The organism is Treponema denticola (genome assembly GCF_024181605.1).
Taxonomy (GTDB): domain Bacteria; phylum Spirochaetota; class Spirochaetia; order Treponematales; family Treponemataceae; genus Treponema_B; species Treponema_B denticola_B.
This window is the reverse complement of the sequence record NZ_CP054477.1, coordinates 300,275-320,261: the sequence shown is the minus strand read 5'-3', so window position 1 is coordinate 320,261 and position 19,987 is coordinate 300,275. Positions and strand designations below refer to the sequence as shown.

General features: G+C 38.7%; 19 protein-coding genes and 2 tRNA genes. 3 read left to right on the top strand and 18 right to left on the bottom strand.

The genetic code is table 11. The features are described from left to right. Positions 1-69: 69 nt before the first annotated feature. The 8 genes from nusG to E4N80_RS01375 form a co-directional block, all read right to left on the bottom strand. On the bottom strand, positions 70-627 hold the full coding sequence (gene nusG / locus E4N80_RS01410; RefSeq protein WP_253699838.1) for a transcription termination/antitermination protein NusG: 558 nt from the start codon (positions 625-627) through the stop codon (positions 70-72). A 3-nt stretch (positions 628-630) separates the two neighbouring features. Further along, the gene (secE, locus tag E4N80_RS01405) at positions 631-810 is read right to left on the bottom strand and encodes a preprotein translocase subunit SecE (protein WP_002667596.1); all 180 of its coding nucleotides are present in this window, start codon (positions 808-810) and stop codon (positions 631-633) included. 23 nt (positions 811-833) lie between these two features. Then, positions 834-906, bottom strand: a tRNA-Trp gene (locus E4N80_RS01400). A 38-nt stretch (positions 907-944) separates the two neighbouring features. Next, positions 945-1,115, bottom strand: coding sequence for a 50S ribosomal protein L33 (gene rpmG / locus E4N80_RS01395; RefSeq protein WP_253699836.1), 171 nt, complete (start codon positions 1,113-1,115; stop codon positions 945-947). A gap of 41 nt (positions 1,116-1,156) precedes the next feature. Beyond that, positions 1,157-1,229 (bottom strand) — tRNA-Thr (locus E4N80_RS01390). 206 nt (positions 1,230-1,435) lie between these two features. Next, entirely contained in the window at positions 1,436-2,845 is a 1,410-nt protein-coding gene (locus tag E4N80_RS01385) for a TolC family protein (protein WP_253699834.1), read from the bottom strand. Then, positions 2,842-3,981, bottom strand: a complete 1,140-nt coding sequence (locus tag E4N80_RS01380; protein ID WP_253699833.1) for an HlyD family secretion protein — start codon at positions 3,979-3,981, stop codon at positions 2,842-2,844. Before E4N80_RS01380 ends, E4N80_RS01385 begins: the two co-directional genes overlap by 4 nt. After that, the gene (locus tag E4N80_RS01375) at positions 3,978-6,134 is read right to left on the bottom strand and encodes a peptidase domain-containing ABC transporter (protein ID WP_253699831.1); all 2,157 of its coding nucleotides are present in this window, start codon (positions 6,132-6,134) and stop codon (positions 3,978-3,980) included. The genes E4N80_RS01380 and E4N80_RS01375 overlap by 4 nt, the downstream gene beginning before the upstream one ends. A gap of 138 nt (positions 6,135-6,272) precedes the next feature. Here E4N80_RS01375 and E4N80_RS01370 point away from each other — a divergent pair, with 138 nt between their 5' ends. Both E4N80_RS01370 and E4N80_RS01365 read left to right on the top strand, forming a co-directional pair. Beyond that, positions 6,273-7,328 carry a hypothetical protein gene (locus tag E4N80_RS01370; protein ID WP_253699829.1) on the top strand — a complete coding sequence of 352 codons (1,056 nt, stop codon included), beginning with the start codon at positions 6,273-6,275 and terminating at the stop codon, positions 7,326-7,328. Further along, positions 7,328-8,029, top strand: a complete 702-nt coding sequence (locus E4N80_RS01365; RefSeq protein ID WP_253699827.1) for a DUF4398 domain-containing protein — start codon at positions 7,328-7,330, stop codon at positions 8,027-8,029. The genes E4N80_RS01370 and E4N80_RS01365 overlap by 1 nt, the downstream gene beginning before the upstream one ends. A gap of 65 nt (positions 8,030-8,094) precedes the next feature. Here the strand turns inward: E4N80_RS01365 and E4N80_RS01360 are convergent, their stop codons facing one another. The 7 genes from E4N80_RS01360 to E4N80_RS01335 form a co-directional block, all read right to left on the bottom strand. Beyond that, positions 8,095-10,452, bottom strand: coding sequence for a polysaccharide deacetylase family protein (locus tag E4N80_RS01360; protein WP_253699826.1), 2,358 nt, complete (start codon positions 10,450-10,452; stop codon positions 8,095-8,097). 11 nt (positions 10,453-10,463) lie between these two features. Beyond that, positions 10,464-10,646, bottom strand: a complete 183-nt coding sequence (locus tag E4N80_RS01355; protein ID WP_253695789.1) for a hypothetical protein — start codon at positions 10,644-10,646, stop codon at positions 10,464-10,466. A 173-nt stretch (positions 10,647-10,819) separates the two neighbouring features. Then, positions 10,820-11,428, bottom strand: coding sequence for a hypothetical protein (locus E4N80_RS01350; protein WP_253699824.1), 609 nt, complete (start codon positions 11,426-11,428; stop codon positions 10,820-10,822). Between the two features lie 127 nt (positions 11,429-11,555). Continuing rightward, positions 11,556-12,419, bottom strand: coding sequence for a PD-(D/E)XK nuclease family transposase (locus tag E4N80_RS01345; RefSeq protein WP_253699822.1), 864 nt, complete (start codon positions 12,417-12,419; stop codon positions 11,556-11,558). 208 nt (positions 12,420-12,627) lie between these two features. Then, the gene (locus tag E4N80_RS12905; RefSeq protein ID WP_301338667.1) at positions 12,628-12,753 is read right to left on the bottom strand and encodes a hypothetical protein; all 126 of its coding nucleotides are present in this window, start codon (positions 12,751-12,753) and stop codon (positions 12,628-12,630) included. Then, entirely contained in the window at positions 12,754-13,845 is a 1,092-nt protein-coding gene (locus E4N80_RS01340) for a M42 family metallopeptidase (RefSeq protein ID WP_253699820.1), read from the bottom strand. Positions 13,846-13,931: 86 nt separating this feature from the next. Next, positions 13,932-15,473 carry an ATP-binding cassette domain-containing protein gene (locus E4N80_RS01335; protein WP_253699818.1) on the bottom strand — a complete coding sequence of 514 codons (1,542 nt, stop codon included), beginning with the start codon at positions 15,471-15,473 and terminating at the stop codon, positions 13,932-13,934. A 588-nt stretch (positions 15,474-16,061) separates the two neighbouring features. Between E4N80_RS01335 and E4N80_RS01330 the strand changes: the two genes are divergently transcribed. Beyond that, positions 16,062-17,240, top strand: a complete 1,179-nt coding sequence (locus E4N80_RS01330) for an ATP-binding protein (RefSeq protein ID WP_253699816.1) — start codon at positions 16,062-16,064, stop codon at positions 17,238-17,240. A gap of 86 nt (positions 17,241-17,326) precedes the next feature. On the opposite strand, the gene E4N80_RS01325 is transcribed toward E4N80_RS01330, so the two are convergent. From E4N80_RS01325 to E4N80_RS01315, 3 genes are read right to left on the bottom strand one after another with little or no spacing between them, the layout of a single operon-like run. Continuing rightward, positions 17,327-18,823, bottom strand: a complete 1,497-nt coding sequence (locus tag E4N80_RS01325) for an NAD(P)-dependent malic enzyme (RefSeq protein ID WP_253699815.1) — start codon at positions 18,821-18,823, stop codon at positions 17,327-17,329. 49 nt (positions 18,824-18,872) lie between these two features. After that, the gene (locus E4N80_RS01320; protein WP_253699813.1) at positions 18,873-19,469 is read right to left on the bottom strand and encodes a shikimate kinase; all 597 of its coding nucleotides are present in this window, start codon (positions 19,467-19,469) and stop codon (positions 18,873-18,875) included. 48 nt (positions 19,470-19,517) lie between these two features. Next, positions 19,518-19,973, bottom strand: coding sequence for a hypothetical protein (locus tag E4N80_RS01315; RefSeq protein ID WP_253699811.1), 456 nt, complete (start codon positions 19,971-19,973; stop codon positions 19,518-19,520). Positions 19,974-19,987 lie beyond the last annotated feature (14 nt).

The following is a 19,987-nucleotide window of genomic DNA, read 5'->3' as shown; positions in this document are numbered from 1 at the left end:
GGAGGTATTTCCTCCTCCCGTAATATACAATTAAAGTGCCGATGCCAAGCACCGCACCTTTTTTAAAATTTAAATGATTTCGGCTTGAGACATTTCGACTTCGACCGGTGTAGTACGGCCGAAGATCGCTACCATAACTCTTAACTTATTTTTATCTGCCATAACTTCATCGATAACGCCGGTAAACGAGGCAAAAGCGCCTTCGATGATTTTAACATGCTGTCCTTCACTGAAATTCTGAATAACTCGGATATTCTTGTCGCCCTTAATTTCCCCTGTTTTTTGTAGGATTTCTTTAGCTTCATCGGGAGAAATAGGCTGAGGTTTTTCATTTCCCGCTGTTCCCAAGAAGCCTGTAACACCTTGAATTTTACGGATTTCGGAGCAAACACTTTTCCAGCCGAGATCGGGAAGATTCATTTCTACCAGCATATAACCGGGAAGAAACTTGCGTTTAACATTGCGTTTTTTTCCGCCCTTATTTTCAATTACAAGTTCTTCAGGTATCTTTACATCTGTAACGAAATCTGCAGAAATAAGCCCTTTTTCTATCAGAGTACGTATTGTTCTTTCAATTTTATTCTCATATCCCGAATAGGTATGAAGAATGTACCAAGCCTTAGCCATTACTTAAAATATCCAACCCACACAAGCTATAAAGAAAGCATCAAGACCGCCGAGAAAAACAGCTACAATGAGGGTAGAAATCAACACTACTTTTACTGAAGACCCTACTTCAGAAGCTGTAGGCCAGACAACTTTTCTAAGCTCGCCTATACATTCTTTCCAAAAAGTTCCAATTTTAGCCATAAAAACCTCGTTTTTTAAAATTACAGGCCAGGAAGGACTCGAACCCTCAACATTCGGTTTTGGAGACCGACGCTCTACCATTGGAGCTACTGACCTAATTGAAGCCCGCAGCCTACCGGCACGGACTTATTCGACTACTTTATCTTTGTTTCCTTATGCAATGTATGCTTGCGATCAAAAGAACAATACTTCATCAATTCAAGCTTACCCTGAACATTTTTTCTGTTCTTAGATGTAGTATAATTTCTTCTCTTACATTCGCTGCATTGAAGAGCTATGAGCTCTACAGCTGTCTTTTTAGCCATTACTTTACCCTCCGCAAAATTCTAGGTCATTGTTTCCGAAAAGCTCCCGAGCAGAATTGAACTGCTGACCCCAACCTTACCATGGTTGTGCTCTGCCGACTGAGCTACAGGAGCAAAATACCAACAAAATAGGTTCAAGCATTTTATCAAATCGAGTATTTTTTGTCAATAGCTTGACATGGAATTTTAGCGAAATTAGAAATAAAATCAGACATTCCTAAATAAAGAAAGAATGCCTGATTTTAAAGAATCAACAACCCCGACGCAAGAGTCGGGGTATTAACCCCTCCGCACGAATAAACTTAAAAATTCCGGCACCTTTAAAAGTTATAAATCTGCAAAACGTTCAAAATATGAGAAAACCTTTCAACATAATAATTTATTTCGGTTTCTTTTAAGAGGTTTTTTGCAGCATCTAATTCGTGAATACTGTTTTTTCCCTGCTTATAGAGCTCTGCGGCAAGGGTAAAGTACTTTTTTTGAATTTCAAGGGCGGACTTTGATATTTCGGATGTAAACAGAGATTTTTCTATATTTTTTAATCCTTTGTTTTTTTCTTCTTCAAGGCTGTGTCTTAAAAAAGCCTCATCCAAAGAGTTGATTTCTTTTAAAATTGTAAAGTTTTTATTCAGCCTAAAATCATCATGCAATGGAGAAAGATTTATCCTTAAATTTATGGATACCGACCATTTAAGCCTAGGATTATCCTTCCAATAGCCCGTAAAGGCAGCCGGAAAAGACTGATAAGAGCCTTTCGAAGGAAGCACATCAGCACCGAAAGAGAAAAAAAACTTTGGAATACTATTATTAAAATTTCTAGCCGACTGCATCCACGAAATCTCATGCTGTAAAAGTTTTAACTCATCCCCGGCCGATGCTTCTCTTTGAAGATAAAAGGCAAATTTTTCAAAAAAATCAAGCCAAGAATCAATATCCTCGTTTAAATCACTAAAGCTTAAACCCATAGCTTCTATTTCGCCCATAAGAACTTCATAGCTTTGTTCGGTTTGAAACAGTAAAATTTCCTCTTGCCGAATCTTTTTGTTCTTTTCAGAAAAATCCAAGACGGAAAGCTTTCCTTGCGAAAACAAAATTTCGTTTTTCTCTTTTTCTTCGATGTTCCAACTTTGTACATTTTTCAGGAGTTCTATCTTTTTCTTTAAGATTTTTTCCGAGCCTATCGCCGAAATCATTTTAATAATCAAGGCTTTTTTATTCTTATCTCTTTCGAGCATGGAAAGCCGCCTTTTCTTTTGATAAAGACCGAAATCCTGCTTTATAAAATCAGGCAAGGCAGAAGGAGCCATAAACCAAAGCGGAACACTTAAGCCGGCAGAAGAGCTGAATTTATAGGAATAGTCCGGTTTATGGTCGAAAAAAATTCCGCATGATTGCTTACTTGTAAGATTAAGGTTCATTCCCAGAGGAAGCTTTTGACTGATCCCTAAGGATGCAGCAATATCAAGACCGTTATAGTGCTTATCGTTCTTCGCACCTGAAACGGAAGTATTTAAATCAAGATATGGAAAAGGCATCCAGCTTGCAAATTCCGAAAGCAGACTCATCTCATTCAGCTTAAAACTCAATTCCATTTTTTTATATTGTTGACTTTTTTCGATTAGGGGATTTAACTTGTCAAAAAACTCGTTTATCCCGACTTGCGTTTTTGTTTCAGCATGAACATAAAATAAAATAAGACTAAAAATTATATTTAATACAAACTTTTTCATTTTACCTCCAATCTTTTTAGTATAAATGACAGGATAGACCCTGTTTCGGTGATTATTGATGCCTCGGCATCCAATCCGACTTTTAAAAAATGAGCCATACCCTTTTTGTCCGGCAAGGTATTACCATTTAATTTTACAAAGACGGCATATTCGGAACTTTTTGCTCCCAAAAAAACATCGGGAAGGATGGTTTCTACCTGCCCGTCAAGACTGCCGAATTCGTGGTGTGGAAAGGCAGGAAATTTTAAACGAACCTTCATAGCTTCTTTTACAAGTCCGGCTTTTGAAGAAGGCAGTTTTAGCACAACCCTAATGTTTTCACTTGAAGAAGGCACAATCTTTAATATTTCCTGGCCGCTAAAAACATTATCCCCGCAGTTAAGGGATGAAATTTCCTGCACCTCGCCCGAAATCGGAGCATAGACAGTAAAAAATTTTAAACTTTCTTCTATTTTAAAAAGGGAATTACTTAAATTTTCTTTTTGAAGCTCTAAGGCTTCTTTTTCGTTCAGAAGAGAATGAAAAAAAGAATTTTTATACTGATCCAAGTCTCTTTTACTTTTTTCAACATTTAAATTGAGAAGCTCAAGTTTTTTACTTGCCAAACTAAAGCCGGGAAGAGCTTTTTCTTCTTTAAGAGCCTTGGAGTTTAGCTCCAGAGCTTTTTCCAAATTTATTTTTCCCGAAAAGTAATTTTCCATCCGCTTATAAGCTATTTTTCTTTCAAATGGAACAAGCATTAAGTTTTTTTCCGCACTTTCAATACAAGCTTCAATATCTTTAATTTTTTGTTCGATTTTTAGCATCAGATCTTCAAGGTTTTGCCTTTCCTTTTGAGCAACCGTATCGTCAATGTTTAAAAGAACAGTCCCTTTTTCGACATATTGGCCTGAGGTAAAGTGAATATTTTGTATCTTCCCTGCCGTAAAGGCTTTTACAAAGGAAAGATTTTCGATAGGCCGTACCATTCCTGAAGCCCTTACAACTTCTTCCTTTTGTCCCAAAATAAGCCAAACAGCGGTACAAATAGCCAGAAGGCAGATAATTGAAATTACGGAACTGAAAACCCCGGTTTTTTGCTCTTGAAGCACCTCGCCGGTATAAGTTAAATCTTCAACATATAAGATGGATTTCATGCTACAACCTCCTCCGTATTTTGTGTTTCCCATAATCTTGAATAAACCCCGTCTTTTTCGAGCAAGTCTGCATGTGTTCCAGCCTCGGCTATTTCGCCCTTATCAAACACGAAGATTTTATCGCAATCCTTGATAGCGCTTAACCTGTGAGCAATGATTATTGATGTACGGCCTGCACTGATTTCTTTGAGGGTACTCAAAACTTCCGCTTCCGAAATTCCGTCCAAAGCTGAAGTAGCCTCATCCAAAATCAGCATAGAGGGATTGTGCAGAAGAATACGTGCAATAGCTATACGCTGCCTTTCTCCTCCTGAAAGGGTTGTGCCTTGTTCACCGACAAGGGTATTGAACCTATTAGGCATAGACTCGATAAATGAAGCAGCACCTGAAACCTCGGCAGCGGTCATCATCCGCCTAGGATCACCGTTTCCCGAACTCCAATTTATATTTTCCGCTATCGTACCTGAAAACAATAGAATATCCTGAGGAACATAGCCTATTTGCTTACGGTAAGAATCGTTTTTTAGGTCTTTTAGATTTATATCGTCTACAAAAATATCTCCTTCCTGTGCAGAATAAAATTTCATCAAAAGCTTTGCAAGGGTGGTCTTGCCTGAACCTGAACCGCCTACAAAAGCGACCCTTTCCCCGGGATTTATACTTAAATTTATGTTCTTCAAATTCTTTGAGTGAATATCATAGCCGAAGGATAAATTCTTTATATCAATTTTACCTGCAAAACCATTCGATTCGATTTTCCCATCATCCAAATCTTCTTCGGTTTTTTCATCAAAGATTTCGGCAAGCCTTTCTGCTGCAACATAGGCCTCTTGAAGCTGGGGCTGAAGGGTTAAAAGCCTTGCAAGAGGATCCAAAAAATACCCTGAAAGGATAACAAAGGAAATTAATTGGCCTAAAGACATTGAACCGTTTAAGATATTTAAGCTTCCAAGCCAATAAATAGCCAAGGTTCCGCATCTTCCTATAAAATTTTGGAGACTGTTTTGATAATTTGAAAAAGATGCAAGTTTGATACCCTTCCGGATAGCATGTACGATTTTAAACTCGGCTCTTTCGAGGGCTTTAGATTCGGCACCCAAGGCCTTGATTGTGGCTATTCCGTTCAGGCTTTCAACAATACAGGAGTGCTTTTCGGCCTCGGCGGATGCCCTGGCTCTTATCATTTTTTGATAAGGCTTTGCATAAAGCCATACCAAAACCGAACTTACCACCACAGGCACAAGGGCTGCAACAAGTAAGTTGGAACCGAGGGAAATTAAAAAGATTGCTCCGAAAATAAGCATCAAGGAGTCTAAAACAACGGTCAAGGCCGTAGCGGAAATAACCTGCCTTATCGTAACCGTATCGTTCATCCTTGCAACAAGCTCTCCGGTCTTTTTTCCGGTAAAAAAGCGCATCGGCAGATGAAGAATATGCTCAAAATATCGATACACCAAAACCGTATCAATCTTATAACTCATACTCATCAGCAGCTGATTTCTGGCCAAGCCCAAAAGGCTTCTAAAAATAATTACGCCCAAAAAACCTACCGAAAAACCGGTAAGAGTCTCTCTTAAATTGGAACTTAGCACTTCATCAATCAAAAACCTAAAATAAAACGCACTAATAATGCCCAAAAAAGACAAAATAACGCTCGCAATTAAAATTTCTGCGCATATCTTTTTGTGCGATTTTAGAATAGGCAAAAATCTGGTTAAGCCTTTTGATGACGCACTTTTTTCGGAAAAATTCGGCTGTGGCAAAAGTATAAAAAAGACTCCTGTCCAATTTCTTTGAAAAATCTCTATGTTTATTTTTTTATATCCTTCATAAGGATCCGCCAAATAAACATAGTTTGAATCCGATTTATAAACGGCAAGATATTGGTTATCGCTCCCCCTTACAGCATGAGCAATAAAGGGCATGGGAATGTTTTTTGGAATTTCTTTTGATTCAGAAACAGCCCCTCTGCATGAAAACCCCAAGGTTTCGGCAGCATGAATAATGCCGAGTCCGGAACTTTCCTTTGCACCGTTTTGAAGCAGCCTTCTTATCTTGACTATATCGATCGGCTTCCCATAATGCCTGCATATATTTGCAATACATGCAGCTCCGTAATCTTCGTTGTTTTTTTGTAAAATTATATTTTTCATATATACCTCTCTATAATTCTTATAGTTTTTTTTTGTAATCAATAGTAATTTTTTAAATATGTATAGAAAAAAAAATTACAGCTTGAAAAAAGAGGAAAAAAAGAGTATTATTAATTAATATCAAATGGGAGGTATTTAATGAAGAGAAATTATAAATTACTTATTTTGATGGCTATCCTTGTGCCGCTTTTATTTGCATCATGCGCATCAAAACAAAAAGCACAGGATATTCCGCCTGAGCCGAAAGTCGAAGAAGCAAAGACTACGGACGTAGAAAAAAAAGATCCTAAACAGGAAGCTGTTAAGCAGGATCCCCTGCTTGCCGAGCTTAAGCTTTTCCAAGGAGAAAACGGAAAGGTAAACAAGGCGAGAAAAAAGGCTGTAGAGCTGGGTGCAGACGAAGCATATCCCGATTTTTTTAATGCTGCGGATGACGTTAAACAAACGGCCGACACAGCTGCCGAAACAGGGAATTTAAAAGAAGCTATAGCAAAATACGATGAAGCCGTCATCAAATATGAAACTCTTTCAAATTTGATGAGTTCAGCAGCTTTACGAACCGAAATAGAAGCTAACGGTTTTGCAGCATATTCCCCGTCAGACTATGCCGATGCCGAAAGGTTTTCAATCAACACCATAGATCATTACCCCTTAGACTATAAGATGGCAAAAGAATCTTCGGAAGACGCTTTAAAGCTTTATAAAAAAGTTGCAAATAAGGGTTACTTTGAATTTGCAAAAACAGCAAAAGACACCGCAAAAGAGTGTAAAGATGACTGTGATTCGATCAAGGTTGCAAGAAGCAGAAAGGAAGAATATAACAATGCCGTCAGAACATATAACCGCGGAAAATCGGCGGCCGATATGGCCGATTATAGGGAAGCCTACATGGCGTATGATGAAGCCGCAAAACTTTTTGCCAAACTATATGTAGAAGTTTCTTTAAAACGGGCAGAGGCCGAAAGAGCTATGGCTGAGGCTGCAAAACGGCAGCAGGAAAGCTCGGATCTGGCCTTAGAAGCCGATAAGGAAGCTCCTTTGACCCAAGGCGGAGAAGGCTTTACCGAAGGAGACCTTGATTTGCAAGATCTTTCTACCCCTCAGACAGAAGCACCTGTTGAAAACATAAATACACAGGACGATGAATCTGAAAACACAGACAACAATCAAACAACAGCAGAAGGAGGCAAATAATGAAAAAGATTATCACAATTTTAATATTTTTACTGGTTTTAATACCTCTTTTTGCCGTATCATATGATGATAACGAATATCAAAGAAAAAGCAGGGCTTATACGGAACTTGCAGCAAAGGCCTATGATGAAGGGGATTACGAAGCAGCCATAGAGTACTCCAAACTTGCAGAAAGCTATGCACAGCAGTCAACGGATTTTATTCAAAGAATGCTGGCTAAAACCGAAGCTGAACAGGAAATGAACAAGGCACGTACCAGATTCACTTGGGCAAAGGCAAACGGAGCTGAAGAAAAATACCCCGATGCTTATAAGACTGCCGAAGAAGCCTTAAACGCAGGAAGCATAGCCTTTGATAACGAAAACTACGATGTAGCAGTCGTATGTGCTCAAAGGGTAATGGATGCTCTTTCAGTAGTTAAAGGAAAGGATAACACAGGCCTTGCAGAGCTCCCTGCTCAATATAGAATAAGAACATGGAGAGGAGAAAGGGACTGTTTGTGGAATATAGCAGCCAAAAAGGAAGTATATGGAAATCCCTTTATGTGGCGCAAGCTGTACGAGGCTAACAAGGATAAACTCCCTGATGCAAACAATCCCAACTGGGTGGAACCGGATATTATTTTAACGATTCCGTCCATTAAAGGTGAAAAAAGATCAGGCCTCTACGATCCTTCAATAAGCTATAAACAATTTAAATAAGATTGGACTAATTGAAAAAGCCTCCAAAACCGTTTAGAGTTTGGAGGCTTTCTTATTAAGAGCTTTTACTTAAGCCCCATCAAGGTTTTAACATCGGTAATCTCATATCCCATTTCGGTTAAAACATCGATCAAAAGCTGCAAATTATAATAAAGATAATCGCTTCTAGTTGAAAGAGCTCTGCCTATGCGTATTGGAATTATAGAACCCGGCTGAACCGCATCGGCTATATCGTCAATTAATTCTGCAGAAGTCTTATAGAGAGAAGGAACGGCAAATTTTTCATCCGGGCTAAGCCAATCGGCAACCCTCACATCAGGCGAAATAAAAACATAGCCGGCATTTTTTCCTGCATTTACAATGAGGGAAGAAGAAATATAATGAGGAGTATGCCAGATAAGGGAAAGCTCGGAACCTGTGAGAGAATAAAAATTATCCTCATTACGGGCCAGTCCCTGCTTTATAAAATTATCGTCTATCCTATAAGCCGTATCGTTCAAATTCCATGTGGTAAAGAAAAGGGAACCGCATTGGTGCCCGCTTTTTACAATCTCTTTTACGGCATTGGGGTTTTGCCTCATCGCTTCACCGTTTATAAAAAAAGTTGAACTTATATTATTCTTTTTTAAGGTATAAAGAATACTCGCAATCCCGTCCATATCGTCCATGGCATCAAAGACTAAGGCAACCCGTTTTTTTCCGCTCCGGTTTCCATGCGAAAAAACGGAAGAAGAATTATCTATTTCGGAAGAAGCTTTTTTTTGAGTTTTTTCCCTTAAAAAACTGCCGTCTTCCAAAAGCGGACGAGTTATAAAATCTTTAAGACGGCGAATGTATATCATATTTGCAAAATAGCCTGAATTTGAATCTATGTAAATCCTATCCGAAAGATTAGCGTTTTTCTTTTGCATGATTTTTTTTGAAGAATGGGTCCATTTTAAATTTGAAACATATTTCAAAATTTCTGCATTATCGGAACCCTGAGGAGCACCATCCGGTTCATTATTCCGGCCGCTTTTTAAACTTATTAAAATTTCCTTGCCTGAATCCGACCAGCTATAATCCTGCATTGACGAAACGGAAATCTTTTTCTTGCCTGCATCGGAAGAACTATCGTTAAGATTATACTCGTAAATATAATTTTCACCGCCCAAAAAAAAGGTAAAATTATTTTTCCAAACAGCCGAGACAATTTTTTCATCTGAAAAAACATTGAGCTTTTTCCATGAAGCCGCACCGTTTTCTTCCGTGAGCGAAGTATCATAGAAAACTACATCATCCCCTTCCTTAAAAGCGGCAATTTCAAAATTAGACGAAGCTGCAAGAAACGAGCTTTTTTCGATGATGGGAATTTTTTCAAAATTTGAAGAAGAAGGAAGAATTTTCCATGCCCTTAAAATTTTTGAGCCGCCTGCAAGACCTTCGGCAAAAACAATTGGGGAATTATCTTTCCAATAAACGGAAACTTCAGCAGTGTTTCCCGGAAGCAACAAATAGGGAATAGAATCCGAGGAGTAAACATTGACATAATCATCTCCATCCAGTTTAATGCGGTAAACATTTCTTTTGCCTTTAACAAAAATCGCGGTCTTGCCGTCAGGTGCTATAAAAATAGAATCAAAGGCAGGAGAAAAATCCGAAGGGATTTTTGCAGCAAGCTTTCCGGCAGAAAATAAGGGCGCATAAAAAGCCTTTGTAAAAAGCTCTGTGGAGGAGACCCTATAAAGAGCGCTCCCCGATAAAAAAACAAATTCCGAAGATGAAATCCATTTTAAATTCTTTATTTTACCTTGAGAAAGTTTTCTAAAATTCTTATCCGTAAAAGCGGATTCCGAAAACCACTCAGGTCTGGCAAAATAAATTACTCCATCATCTTCATATAAAATAATCTTTGAATCAGGCGACCAAGATACGGGAAGATCATTTCGGACGGTTTTGTTACTCAATATATATCTTCTGCCGGTATTGGTGTCCATCAGTATGAGCCGGCCGAAAACAAGGGTGGAGGGTTCAACCAATGTAAGCCATCTTCCGTCAGGACTTGCTTTTATATTGTTAAGAGCTCCTATCTTTGAAGAATTGGATGCCGAAAGAGGTTCAAAATCGGAATGGGTATCAACAGCCCCGGATTTGAGGTCGAGCCTTATAATACCGAAACGGTTTGAAACCTGTAAAAATTTATTGTTTCCTAAAAGCTGTAATTTTTCAGGGAAAAATGTAAGCTGTTCTATTTTATTGTTTTCATTCGAATACTTAAAAAGGGTTTTATATGAATACCCCTCATAAGCATCTGCCTTGATATCGAATAAAATATCGCCTTCAGTATTTATATCGGCAGATTCAAACGAAAGCTCGGAATGGAGGTTTAGCAAAATAAAAAAAATAAAGCAAACCGGTAAGGCAAATTTTAATTTTTCTTTCATAAAAGGCTCCATCAATTTTCAGTCAATATATTTGAATGGGTGTTAATAATATCGGTCAACTCTTCTTCAAGTTTTTCCAAAGATTCTTCCATTTCGGTTATTTTTTTTATTGCAATTTTTTTTTGCATTTCGCCCATTTTACCGAAAGCTTCATCTATTGCTTCGCAGTCTTCACAGGCCATTGTTTTATTCATTTTAAGCTCTCCCATAAAAACTTTTTGCAGCAAATATCGATTTGCGAAAAAAGTTTTTTCAAGTAGTTTGTTTACAAACTGCATACAACAATACGACGTTTGCCGATAAGGCAAACTCGCCGGATAAACAGATAGGCACCATTTGTGCTGAACTGTTTATCATACCTCCCTATTTAAGAAATCAAAGCAGTTATATTCTTCCTAAATTCGCCCGATGTGATTTCCCCGTTGATAAAACTTTTTATCTCCTCTTTGACTCTCATCGGGAAACGGTTCCAATATTTTTCGGTCCAGTTTCCCATTTCCGTTTTTAGCTCATCGTTTTCTTTTGCACTCATTTCGCCTATACTGTAAGAAACAAATTGCACAATCATTCCATATAATACATCGGCAGGAACACCGTCAATCTTTCCGTTTTTTGCAATGCTTTTTATTTTACCGTCATAGGAGCCTTGTTCGGGAATCCAAGAATCGATAAGAGCCTTCATCTGCCCTTCGGAAAGCTCGGGAGCTTCTTTTAAAAGCATATCGGCTGCAAAATCACGGAAAGTATGGCGTACGCCTTCGAGACTTGCTTGAATCGACTTATTGATGGATTCCGACATTTGTTTTGCCATATTTTCAGGATTTATAGCAGCGAGGGGACTTGCCGCCGAAGCCTCATTTTTTTTCCGCTCCAAGGCAGCTGTAATAACTTCTATTTCTTTCTCCCCGGCCCTGTTTAAAATGTAATCGACGGCAGCTAAAAGCTCCCGTTCCTTATTTTGCATATCATTAGCCATGTTTTGATTATACACCTTTTTTAAGGCTTTGAAAAGAGAGGAAATTTTTTTAGGGGAGGGAAGACAACCCGACAGAATGGAAAAGTCAAACCTTGCTCTGAACGAGGTGTCCTCTCCCCCTAATCAATTATAACTTTTCTATCTCTTCACGGCTTAAACCGGTTGTTTTTACAATATTTTCTATAGATAACCCTATCTCAAGTAAGTTTTTTGCCGTTTCAAGGGCTTTTTGATGTGAACCTTCTGCTAAACCGGCAGACCGGCCTTCGGCCAAGCCCTCTCTTCTAGCTTCACTGCGTTCATCTTCCACATACATCCGGTATTTTTCATCAGAGAGTTCTATTGCCATTCGCCTCTCTTCATCCGTTACCCTAAAGAGTGTTGCTTCTGCCATTTTTATACCCTCCTCTAGTCTACACAATTCTTCCAACATTCCGCTTTTTTTGTCTTCTTCATAGTTGGCCAAAAACCTTATCCAAAAGTCTTTTAAGCTATACTCTTCCAATCTCTTTTTCATAGTATAAACTATTAGCTCGTTTAATTCAACATAAAGATATTGAATTATCGAGCTCTCAGGCATCTTTACAAGCTCTGCGTTTTTAGGAACATCGCAGCCAAAAACGGAAAGACTTATAGCGTACAAAAAATCGTCCTCTTTGGGTTCAGTCTTTAAAAAGCGGGAAGCTAGGCGCATGAGGTACATTTGACTTCTGCGATGATAATTTGTTTTCCAAAACTGCTGCATCTCAAGGTCTACAAGAAGACCGTTGTCGGTTCTAATCAAAAAATCGAGGCGGTAAGTTTCTCCCGAAGGCCTATCCCTGATAAGCTCGGTGTTTATGATTTCTGCCTTTTTGATTTTACCGTAAGAATCTTCCAAAAAAGCGTTTAGGAAACTTATAAGAGCCTTGTTGCCTTCTTCACCTTTGGAAAACATCAACTTAAAAACCCAATCGGTTTTGGGGTTTAAAATAGTTTGTTCATTTGACATAACTTTTCTCCTTAATAATAATTAATCAATGGTTAGGATAAAGCAAAAAATTCTTTTATGCCTTATCATTATTATTGTAGGATTTTATTTCATTTAAGAGCAAAATTTTGAACAAGCTTTTATTTTTTTACCAAGGTTATCAAATCTTTGAAATTTTGCTAATAACAGATTTTTACTTATCCGAAAACGGAAATTAAGGCACTTTAATTTACAGTTTCCCTACCTCATCGAGCAGGGCTTGATAGAGGGTAAGGGAATCCTTGTCCGCTTCTTGGAGAACATTCAGTTGTGATAACACTTCAATACAAGAACCGTTAATCTCTAGCTTAATCACCTATTCCGAAATATACCTCGTCAATAAAAGAAGAGTGTTTTCAAGCCCCTGTTTATGAATTCTCTCATAGCCGTGGGAGGCGGCAACTCCGGTTCCAACAAGGGCATGGCGGTAGTCATAACCGGCTTTCAGGGCAGCGGAAGCATCCGAGCCGTAAAATGGATAAACATCGACTGCAAAGTTCAGTTCCATCTCCTTGGCTATTTTGATGAGCTCGCTTGTAAATTCATAGTTGTAGGGCCCGGAAGAATCCTTTGCACATATTGAAACCGCATATTCATCGGTATCAAGATCGCTTCCCACAACACCCATATCGACTGCAAGCATATCGCTTATGCCTTCGGGATGTCCTGCAGAAGCTCCGTGGCCTATTTCTTCATAATTGGTAAACATAATGTAGGTCTTGCGTTTTAGTTTTAATTCTCCCTTTGCAACCTGTTCTGCAAGATAGATGAACATTCCGCAGCTCGCCTTGTCGTCCAAGTGCCGGCTCTTTAAAAAGCCGTTCCCGGCCTTTCGGGCAAGGGATTCAATGGCCACAACATCACCTGCCATGATGCCGAGCTTTTCGACATCTTCACGAGATTTTACAATCTCATCGAGCACGAGCTCCATATTTGAATCATCTCTTTTAAGCTCGTTTATCTCGCGCGAAGCGTGAACGGCAGGTTCCGTGAGCCTCATAGTGCCCTCATATTTTTTTCCCTCTCTTGTGATAACCGTTACGTTGGACTGCTCTACATAATTGTATGGAAAGCCCCCGTCAAGGGATGTACGCAGCCGGCCTGAAGATTTAATGTACCTAACAAAAAGGCCGAGGGTGTCAATATGGGCTGAAAGTAAAAGAGCCTTATCTCCTTTTTTGCCGGTATTAGGTTCGGCATTTTTATCAAGCTCACAGACAACAGCACCTTTGTTCGTAAGCCAAGGCTTAAAGCCTAAACCTGAAAGCCTTTTTAGAACATAATCGGCGGCCTCGCAAGTGTAGCCCGTGGGACTGGGTATATTGCAGATAGTGATAATTTCGTCCATTACCTTTTCGGCTGCATTTGAAATTGAAGTTTTAAGCTCGGCAAGTTTATTTTTTTCCATGATAAAGCTCCTTTAAAGCTGATTTTAATTAAGGCTTACAGGATATTATAGATGGGACGGAATGTCAAGAAGAGGCGGGCAGTCTTTTAATTTTCAGCTAATATCTTGCTTAAAAAGCTTTTATTTATCTTTGCTTCCTCATAGGTGCCCGAAAATATTTTGCCGTCGGCTTCAATTGAAACTACATGATCACAAAAGAATTCTATTTCTTCTATATCATGTGAAACTATTATGCAGCTTTTGTTTTTGATTAAATCTTTTAAAAGCGGAAATATTCTTCTTTTGGTGAGCACATCTATCGAGGTAAAAATTTCGTCAAAGATTAGGTAATCATATCTTTCTGCATGGAAAAATATACGGGCAATATTTATAAGTCTTTTTTCTCCGCCTGAAATATGTTTTCCGTCTATACCTAAATCTCTTCCTCTTAAAGAGCCAAGCTGTAAAGCTTCAATTATTTTTTCGGCAAGGTTTGCGTTATGGCAGCCCAGCTCGATGTTTTGAATTAAATCCGCATTTAGGATATAGGAATCTTGTGAAATATAAAGAATTTTATCGGACAATTCATAATCATATGGATTTGTATTTTTGTTAAACACAAAAACATTTCCGGTCAGCTTGTCCCGTCCCAAAAGAATATTTAAAAGGCTCGACTTACCGGAACCTGAAACACCGAGTAAGGCATATTTTTTGTTTAAGCCGAAATTTAAGCGCTCTATAAAAAGACTCCGCTCCTTATCTATCTGTAAACTTAAACCGGAAATATCAAAGAAAAAGTTCTGAGACTCATCTTCTATATTAAGTTTTTCTTTTATATCCTCTTCTTCCATTAGGCTTAAAATTTCATCGGCACTTTCGCAAGCTCCAAAATAAGCCTGACTTACCGAATCAAGGTCTCCTAAAACCGAGGTTAACTGTGAAAAATATGCAATTATGGTTATTAAAACGCTTAAAGGTAAAGTACCGTCAAAATACATCTTTGCCGAAACAGCCATAAGGGCTACAGACAATAACGGCAATACATAAACAGGAACAAGGCGGTAGACGGTATCCGAAAACAAATCGGTTTTGCGTACACTGTTATTTACATCTTTTATTGTGTTTTTTATTCTTTCATTTTTTTCAAGTTTAAATGAGGGAAAGCCCCGAAAAAGAGTTGTCATTGAAAGCGCTTCTATCATTTTGGAATGAAGACCTGCATAAGCCTTCATTGTTTTTAAAAACATAGGCGAATAAAATTTACGGTTAATAAAATAGGCACATGTATAAAGCGCCAGAGCCGCAAGGCCTAAAAGGCCGAAGATATAAGAATATGTAAAAAGGATTACAAGAATAAAAATGTAACGCACAATGCCCATCAGCTTATTCATTACGGAAGGCACAAAGAGAGAAAGAATTGAGCCGACCGAAGCATCCATAATATTTTCGTAGTAACCTTGCCCATGAGTTTTAATCGTTTTTTCGGAATGCTGTGAAAGCGAAGAATAAAGGCCGTAACGCAATGCAGAATCAAAACGCATATGCACCTTACCGAAAACCCAGCCGACAAGATATTCAAAAATAAGTGAAAAACAAATTACACCTATGTATATAAAAAGCACCCTTGAAGGGTTAATATTAATTTTCAAGATTAGAAACGAAAGTTCCGTAGAGTTTCGGATAAATAAGAGAGATCAGCGACACAAGTGAAAAAATAAACGATATAAGAGCACAAGAATAAATATGCTTTTTTAACTTATACATAGAAATTATTTTTTTTAAACTTTGCATTTAAAGATTCTCCTCTTAACTTTGACTATAGTATACCCCCGATCTTTTGTCAACACTTTAGAATTTTAATCCGGACAAGTTTTTTTAACCGCAAGGAGCGCAAAGAGCTCAAGCCAAGGCTTGAGCTGCATAAAGATTTTTTAATAATTGGAACCTCCAAAAACTTCAGTTTTTTGAGGCTTTACTTGATTTTAGTTTGCGATGATTGCCTTAAAACCCTTGACAAAAAAGTATGTAAATTGTATAATCAAGTATGCGATTTACATGGTTTTTATAGAATCAACAACCCCGACGCAAGCGTCGGGGTACAGTGCTCAATGTTTCGCACTGTATGTTCTCATAAGGTGGTTGCAGTCGGCTTTAATACCCTTCGTTACGACGCAAGCGTCGGGGTATTAAACCCTCCGCACGAATAAATTGAAAAAAGGCTTAAAAATAGGTGTTTTATGAAAAAAAAGCTTGTTACAAGGCATATTATAAAAAAATTAGAGCAATTAGTCTCTTCTTTTCCGATAGTTGCATTAACGGGCTGCCGGCAATGCGGAAAATCGACTCTTTTAAAATATCTCTTTCCCGACTGGAAATATGTTTCTCTTGAGGATTTGGATATGAGGCAGTTAGCCCAAACCGACCCTCGATATTTTTTAAGCCTCTACCCCGAAAAAGCTATTTTTGATGAAGTGCAGCGTGTTCCCGATTTATTTTCGTATATTCAAACCCATACGGATTCTATCGGCAAAACAGGCATATATATCCTCTCAGGTTCGCAAAATTTTTTACTCATGCAGTCAATATCCCAAACTTTGGCAGGAAGGTGTGCCGTTTTAAACCTTTCAACCTTTTCGATACGGGAGTTACAAGAGAGTAATCTTTTAATCGAAAATATCGACGAATGTTTATTTACCGGTTTTTATCCGCGTATTTATGACCAAAAACCTCAGCCCCAAGATTTTTACCGTTCTTATATCAAAACCTACATTGAGCGGGATGTACGGGATTTAAAAAACATAAACGATTTATCTTCTTTTCATAAATTTATCCGCTTGTGTGCAGGGAGAACCGGACAAATACTGAATCTTACCGAGCTCTCAAATGAGGCAGGGCTCTCGGTCATCACGGCTCGATCTTGGCTTTCCGTGCTTGAAACAAGCGGGCTTATCTTTTTCTTAAAGCCCTACTCAAAAAATTACGGAAAAAGGCTCATTAAATCTCCTAAGCTTTATTTTTATGATACGGGCTTGGTTTGTTCCTTGTTGGGAATAGAAAATCCTGAACAAGTAGGCACCCATTATTTAAGGGGAGGAATTTTTGAAAACCTCATAATAAGCACTTATTATAAAAACGAATTTTTTATGGGAAGAGAACCAGAAGCTTTTTATTGGCGTAATTCCAACGGCCTTGAAATCGACTTGATAATAGAAAAACTCTCAAAAGGAAAGCCGCTTCTTAAAATATACGAAATAAAGTCCTCTGCCACAATGAACGAAAAATTCTTTTCTTCCATAAAAAAATTTTGCTCCATCAGCGGCACCGAAATAAAAAACTCAAATGTAGTGTATGCAGGAAACCTTTCACTTCCGGCAAGCAATGAGCACGGTGCTTATATCTCGTGGAAAGATTGGTAAACAAAAAAACCGGCCGATTCTTTTTAAGAGCCGGCCGGTCTTGTACAGAAACTTCTAAAAATCCAACGGTTTTTAGAAATGTCTATTTATTTTCTGTTCTTTTTAATCTGCTCGACAGCGTATTCTAAGGCTTTTTCATAGAACTCCTGCGGGGGTTCTTTGATGAAGTTCTTTTCCATTAACATTTTGGTCAAGGAGCGGCTTTCTTCGATATCTTTTTTTGCTTTTTTGTAGGCTTCGTCCCATGTCATGGTTACGCGAGCCAAGCCTTCCTTAATGGCCTGCATTGCAACGTCGGCAGCTTCAACTGCAAAGACATCTTCATCCTGCATTGTAACTACGATATTGTCGGGATTGATTCCCTTCTTTTCGGAGTAATCTGCAATCGAGTGAGAACAGCGGATAGCCATTCCGTCGGAAATCTTTTTGGCTCTTACCAAAAGAGCACCCTTTAGGATTCCGGGGAAACAAACAGAGTTGTTAATCTGATTCGGGAAGTCTCCTCGTCCTGTTCCGACGATAAAGGCACCGGCAGCCTTAGCTTCATGGGGCCAGATTTCGGGGATGGGGTTTGCACAGGTAAAGACTATAGCCTTTTTATTCATCGAGGCAACCTGTTCCTTTGTTACAGTGTTGGGCCCGGGAGTAGAAAGAGCAATTAAAACGTCGGCACCCTTCATTGCTTCATCAAAGGTTTCAATCTTTTTGGGGTTGGTCTGTAAACAAAGCTCCCACTTTCGGTAATAGCGCTTATCTTCTTCTATGTCTTTTCGGCCTGAATGTAATGCTCCTCTTGAGTCGCAGATAATCATATTTTCAGGCTTACCGCCGTCAGCCAAGATAAGACGGGCTATTGTCGTGTTTGAAGCACCGGCTCCCAAAAGAACAATCTTGCAGTCTTCCATCTTTTTACCGGCAAGTTTTATTGCGTTTAAAAGACCTGCAAGGGTTATACAGGCGGTGCCTTGAGCGTCATCATGCCAAACGGGAATTTCGCAGACCTCTCTTAAGGTATCCAAAACCTTAAAGCAGTCGGGCTGTTGAATATCTTCGAGGTTTACGGCTCCTACCGAAGGCTCAAGCATTCTGACAAAATCGATGATCTTGTCGGGGTCATGCTTTCCGGCTTTTACGCCCCGTTTTCCTTCTTCGTCAACCCTTACAATAGAATCGATACACAGAGGATATGAATCAACGCCGCCTAAATACTTCATAAGCATACATTTGCCTTCCATAACTCCCAATCCTCCGGGAGGGGTGCAGTCGCCGTCGCCTAAAACCCGTGTAGAGTCGCTTACAACAGCAACCAAGTTCCCTTTGTTGGAAAGAGCAAAGGATGTTTCATTATCATCGCGAATTGAGGTAGAAATAGCAGAAACGCCGGGCGTATACCAAACGTTAAACCAATTAAAACCGTACAAACCGCATTTGGGGACAGTCTGGAGCTTTCCGCCGTAAAAACTGTGTGTTAAAACTGACAGTTTTTTTAAAAAATGCGTTTTCGCGAGAGCCTTTTCATCATCCGTAAAATCGGACGGGAATAATTCAGTAATGGAGTTCAACTCCTTATCTATGCTTTTCATAAGATAATGATAACATAAGAACAAGATTTTATCAAGCCTTAAATTTTATTTACAAAGATGAAATAATTTTATCTGCCGTTTCGTCGGGGGAGAGGCCTTTCGGGTTTATGGAAAAGGAAGCCAAAGCCTTGTAGATTTTTATACGCCTTTCGTATATCGAAAAAAAACGGTCTTCCGCATCTTTTTCATTTTTAATATTTTCTCCTAAAAAGGCAGGGTAAAAGCCTTCTTTGTGTGCAGCCGTTTTTATTCTATAAAAAATTTCGGCCGGAGCGGTATCGATTAAAATTATTTGGGGAAAACATTTTAACTTTTTGACAAGAGCTTCGTTTTCCGCATAGCCCCCCCCTGTGCTGATAACGGCTTTTACATCATCACAGTGAACAGCGTTTTCGCACCCACAGCTAACGGCGTTTTTTTCATTTGAACAAGGCGAAATTTTTTCGATTATTGTATTAAAACATTCAAATTCTTTTAGACGGAATTCTTTTTCTCCATGAGCCTTATAAAGTTCTCTTATCGCCTTCCCATAAATTTCTTCCATATAGGAATCCGTATCTATAAAGGAAGCTTTAAGTTTTTTTGAAAGAGCCCTGCCCGTTTCGGTTTTTCCGGCTCGGCTCATTCCGATTAAAAATATAATCATCAAAATATTTCCTTATAACCAGCCATCACGATAACTAGCCATCACGATTTATTTCTTTTCGATTTTACGCAAAATGAGAAGCTCAGCCAATTCGCCCGAATAAGGTTTTCTTTGAGCGTTTAAAAATGAAAGAGAACCGTCTTCATTTTTTATAAAAAATTCACTCAGGATATTTTGCTCAAAATACAAAATAATAATCCCGTCCTTTGCTATAAGCCACTTACCATGCGAGATTTCAGGCTCCGTTCTTCCTTCTTTAAAAAGTAAAACCCTAGCAGTTTGATCGGCTTTAAATTCTACCGAGTAACTTGTAATCCCGTTTCGGGATGTCCCGCTTCGAGATGAAGGAAGGTCCATAACATAAACACCCAAAAAAGGATCTTCCGATTCTTTTTCGATTAAAACCTCAGGCTTAGGATGCTCCAAGGGTTCGGCAATTCGGCGGCTCTTACAAGAAAAAAACAACAAAATAACAAAAAGCGGAGTACAGAAAAAAAATATCAATAATTTAAATCTTC

Bases quoted from the DNA above. Each gene is read 5' to 3' on its own strand.
- nusG (WP_253699838.1), bottom strand. From the start codon at position 627: ATGGCTAAGGCTTGGTACATTCTTCATACCTATTCGGGATATGAGAAT.
- secE (WP_002667596.1), bottom strand. From the start codon at position 810: ATGGCTAAAATTGGAACTTTTTGGAAAGAATGTATAGGCGAGCTTAGA.
- rpmG (WP_253699836.1), bottom strand. From the start codon at position 1,115: ATGGCTAAAAAGACAGCTGTAGAGCTCATAGCTCTTCAATGCAGCGAA.
- E4N80_RS01385 (WP_253699834.1), bottom strand. From the start codon at position 2,845: ATGAAAAAGTTTGTATTAAATATAATTTTTAGTCTTATTTTATTTTAT.
- E4N80_RS01380 (WP_253699833.1), bottom strand. From the start codon at position 3,981: ATGAAATCCATCTTATATGTTGAAGATTTAACTTATACCGGCGAGGTG.
- E4N80_RS01375 (WP_253699831.1), bottom strand. From the start codon at position 6,134: ATGAAAAATATAATTTTACAAAAAAACAACGAAGATTACGGAGCTGCA.
- E4N80_RS01370 (WP_253699829.1), top strand. From the start codon at position 6,273: ATGAAGAGAAATTATAAATTACTTATTTTGATGGCTATCCTTGTGCCG.
- E4N80_RS01365 (WP_253699827.1), top strand. From the start codon at position 7,328: ATGAAAAAGATTATCACAATTTTAATATTTTTACTGGTTTTAATACCT.
- E4N80_RS01360 (WP_253699826.1), bottom strand. From the start codon at position 10,452: ATGAAAGAAAAATTAAAATTTGCCTTACCGGTTTGCTTTATTTTTTTT.
- E4N80_RS01355 (WP_253695789.1), bottom strand. From the start codon at position 10,646: ATGAATAAAACAATGGCCTGTGAAGACTGCGAAGCAATAGATGAAGCT.
- E4N80_RS01350 (WP_253699824.1), bottom strand. From the start codon at position 11,428: ATGGCTAATGATATGCAAAATAAGGAACGGGAGCTTTTAGCTGCCGTC.
- E4N80_RS01345 (WP_253699822.1), bottom strand. From the start codon at position 12,419: ATGTCAAATGAACAAACTATTTTAAACCCCAAAACCGATTGGGTTTTT.
- E4N80_RS01340 (WP_253699820.1), bottom strand. From the start codon at position 13,845: ATGGAAAAAAATAAACTTGCCGAGCTTAAAACTTCAATTTCAAATGCA.
- E4N80_RS01330 (WP_253699816.1), top strand. From the start codon at position 16,062: ATGAAAAAAAAGCTTGTTACAAGGCATATTATAAAAAAATTAGAGCAA.
- E4N80_RS01325 (WP_253699815.1), bottom strand. From the start codon at position 18,823: ATGAAAAGCATAGATAAGGAGTTGAACTCCATTACTGAATTATTCCCG.
- E4N80_RS01320 (WP_253699813.1), bottom strand. From the start codon at position 19,469: ATGATTATATTTTTAATCGGAATGAGCCGAGCCGGAAAAACCGAAACG.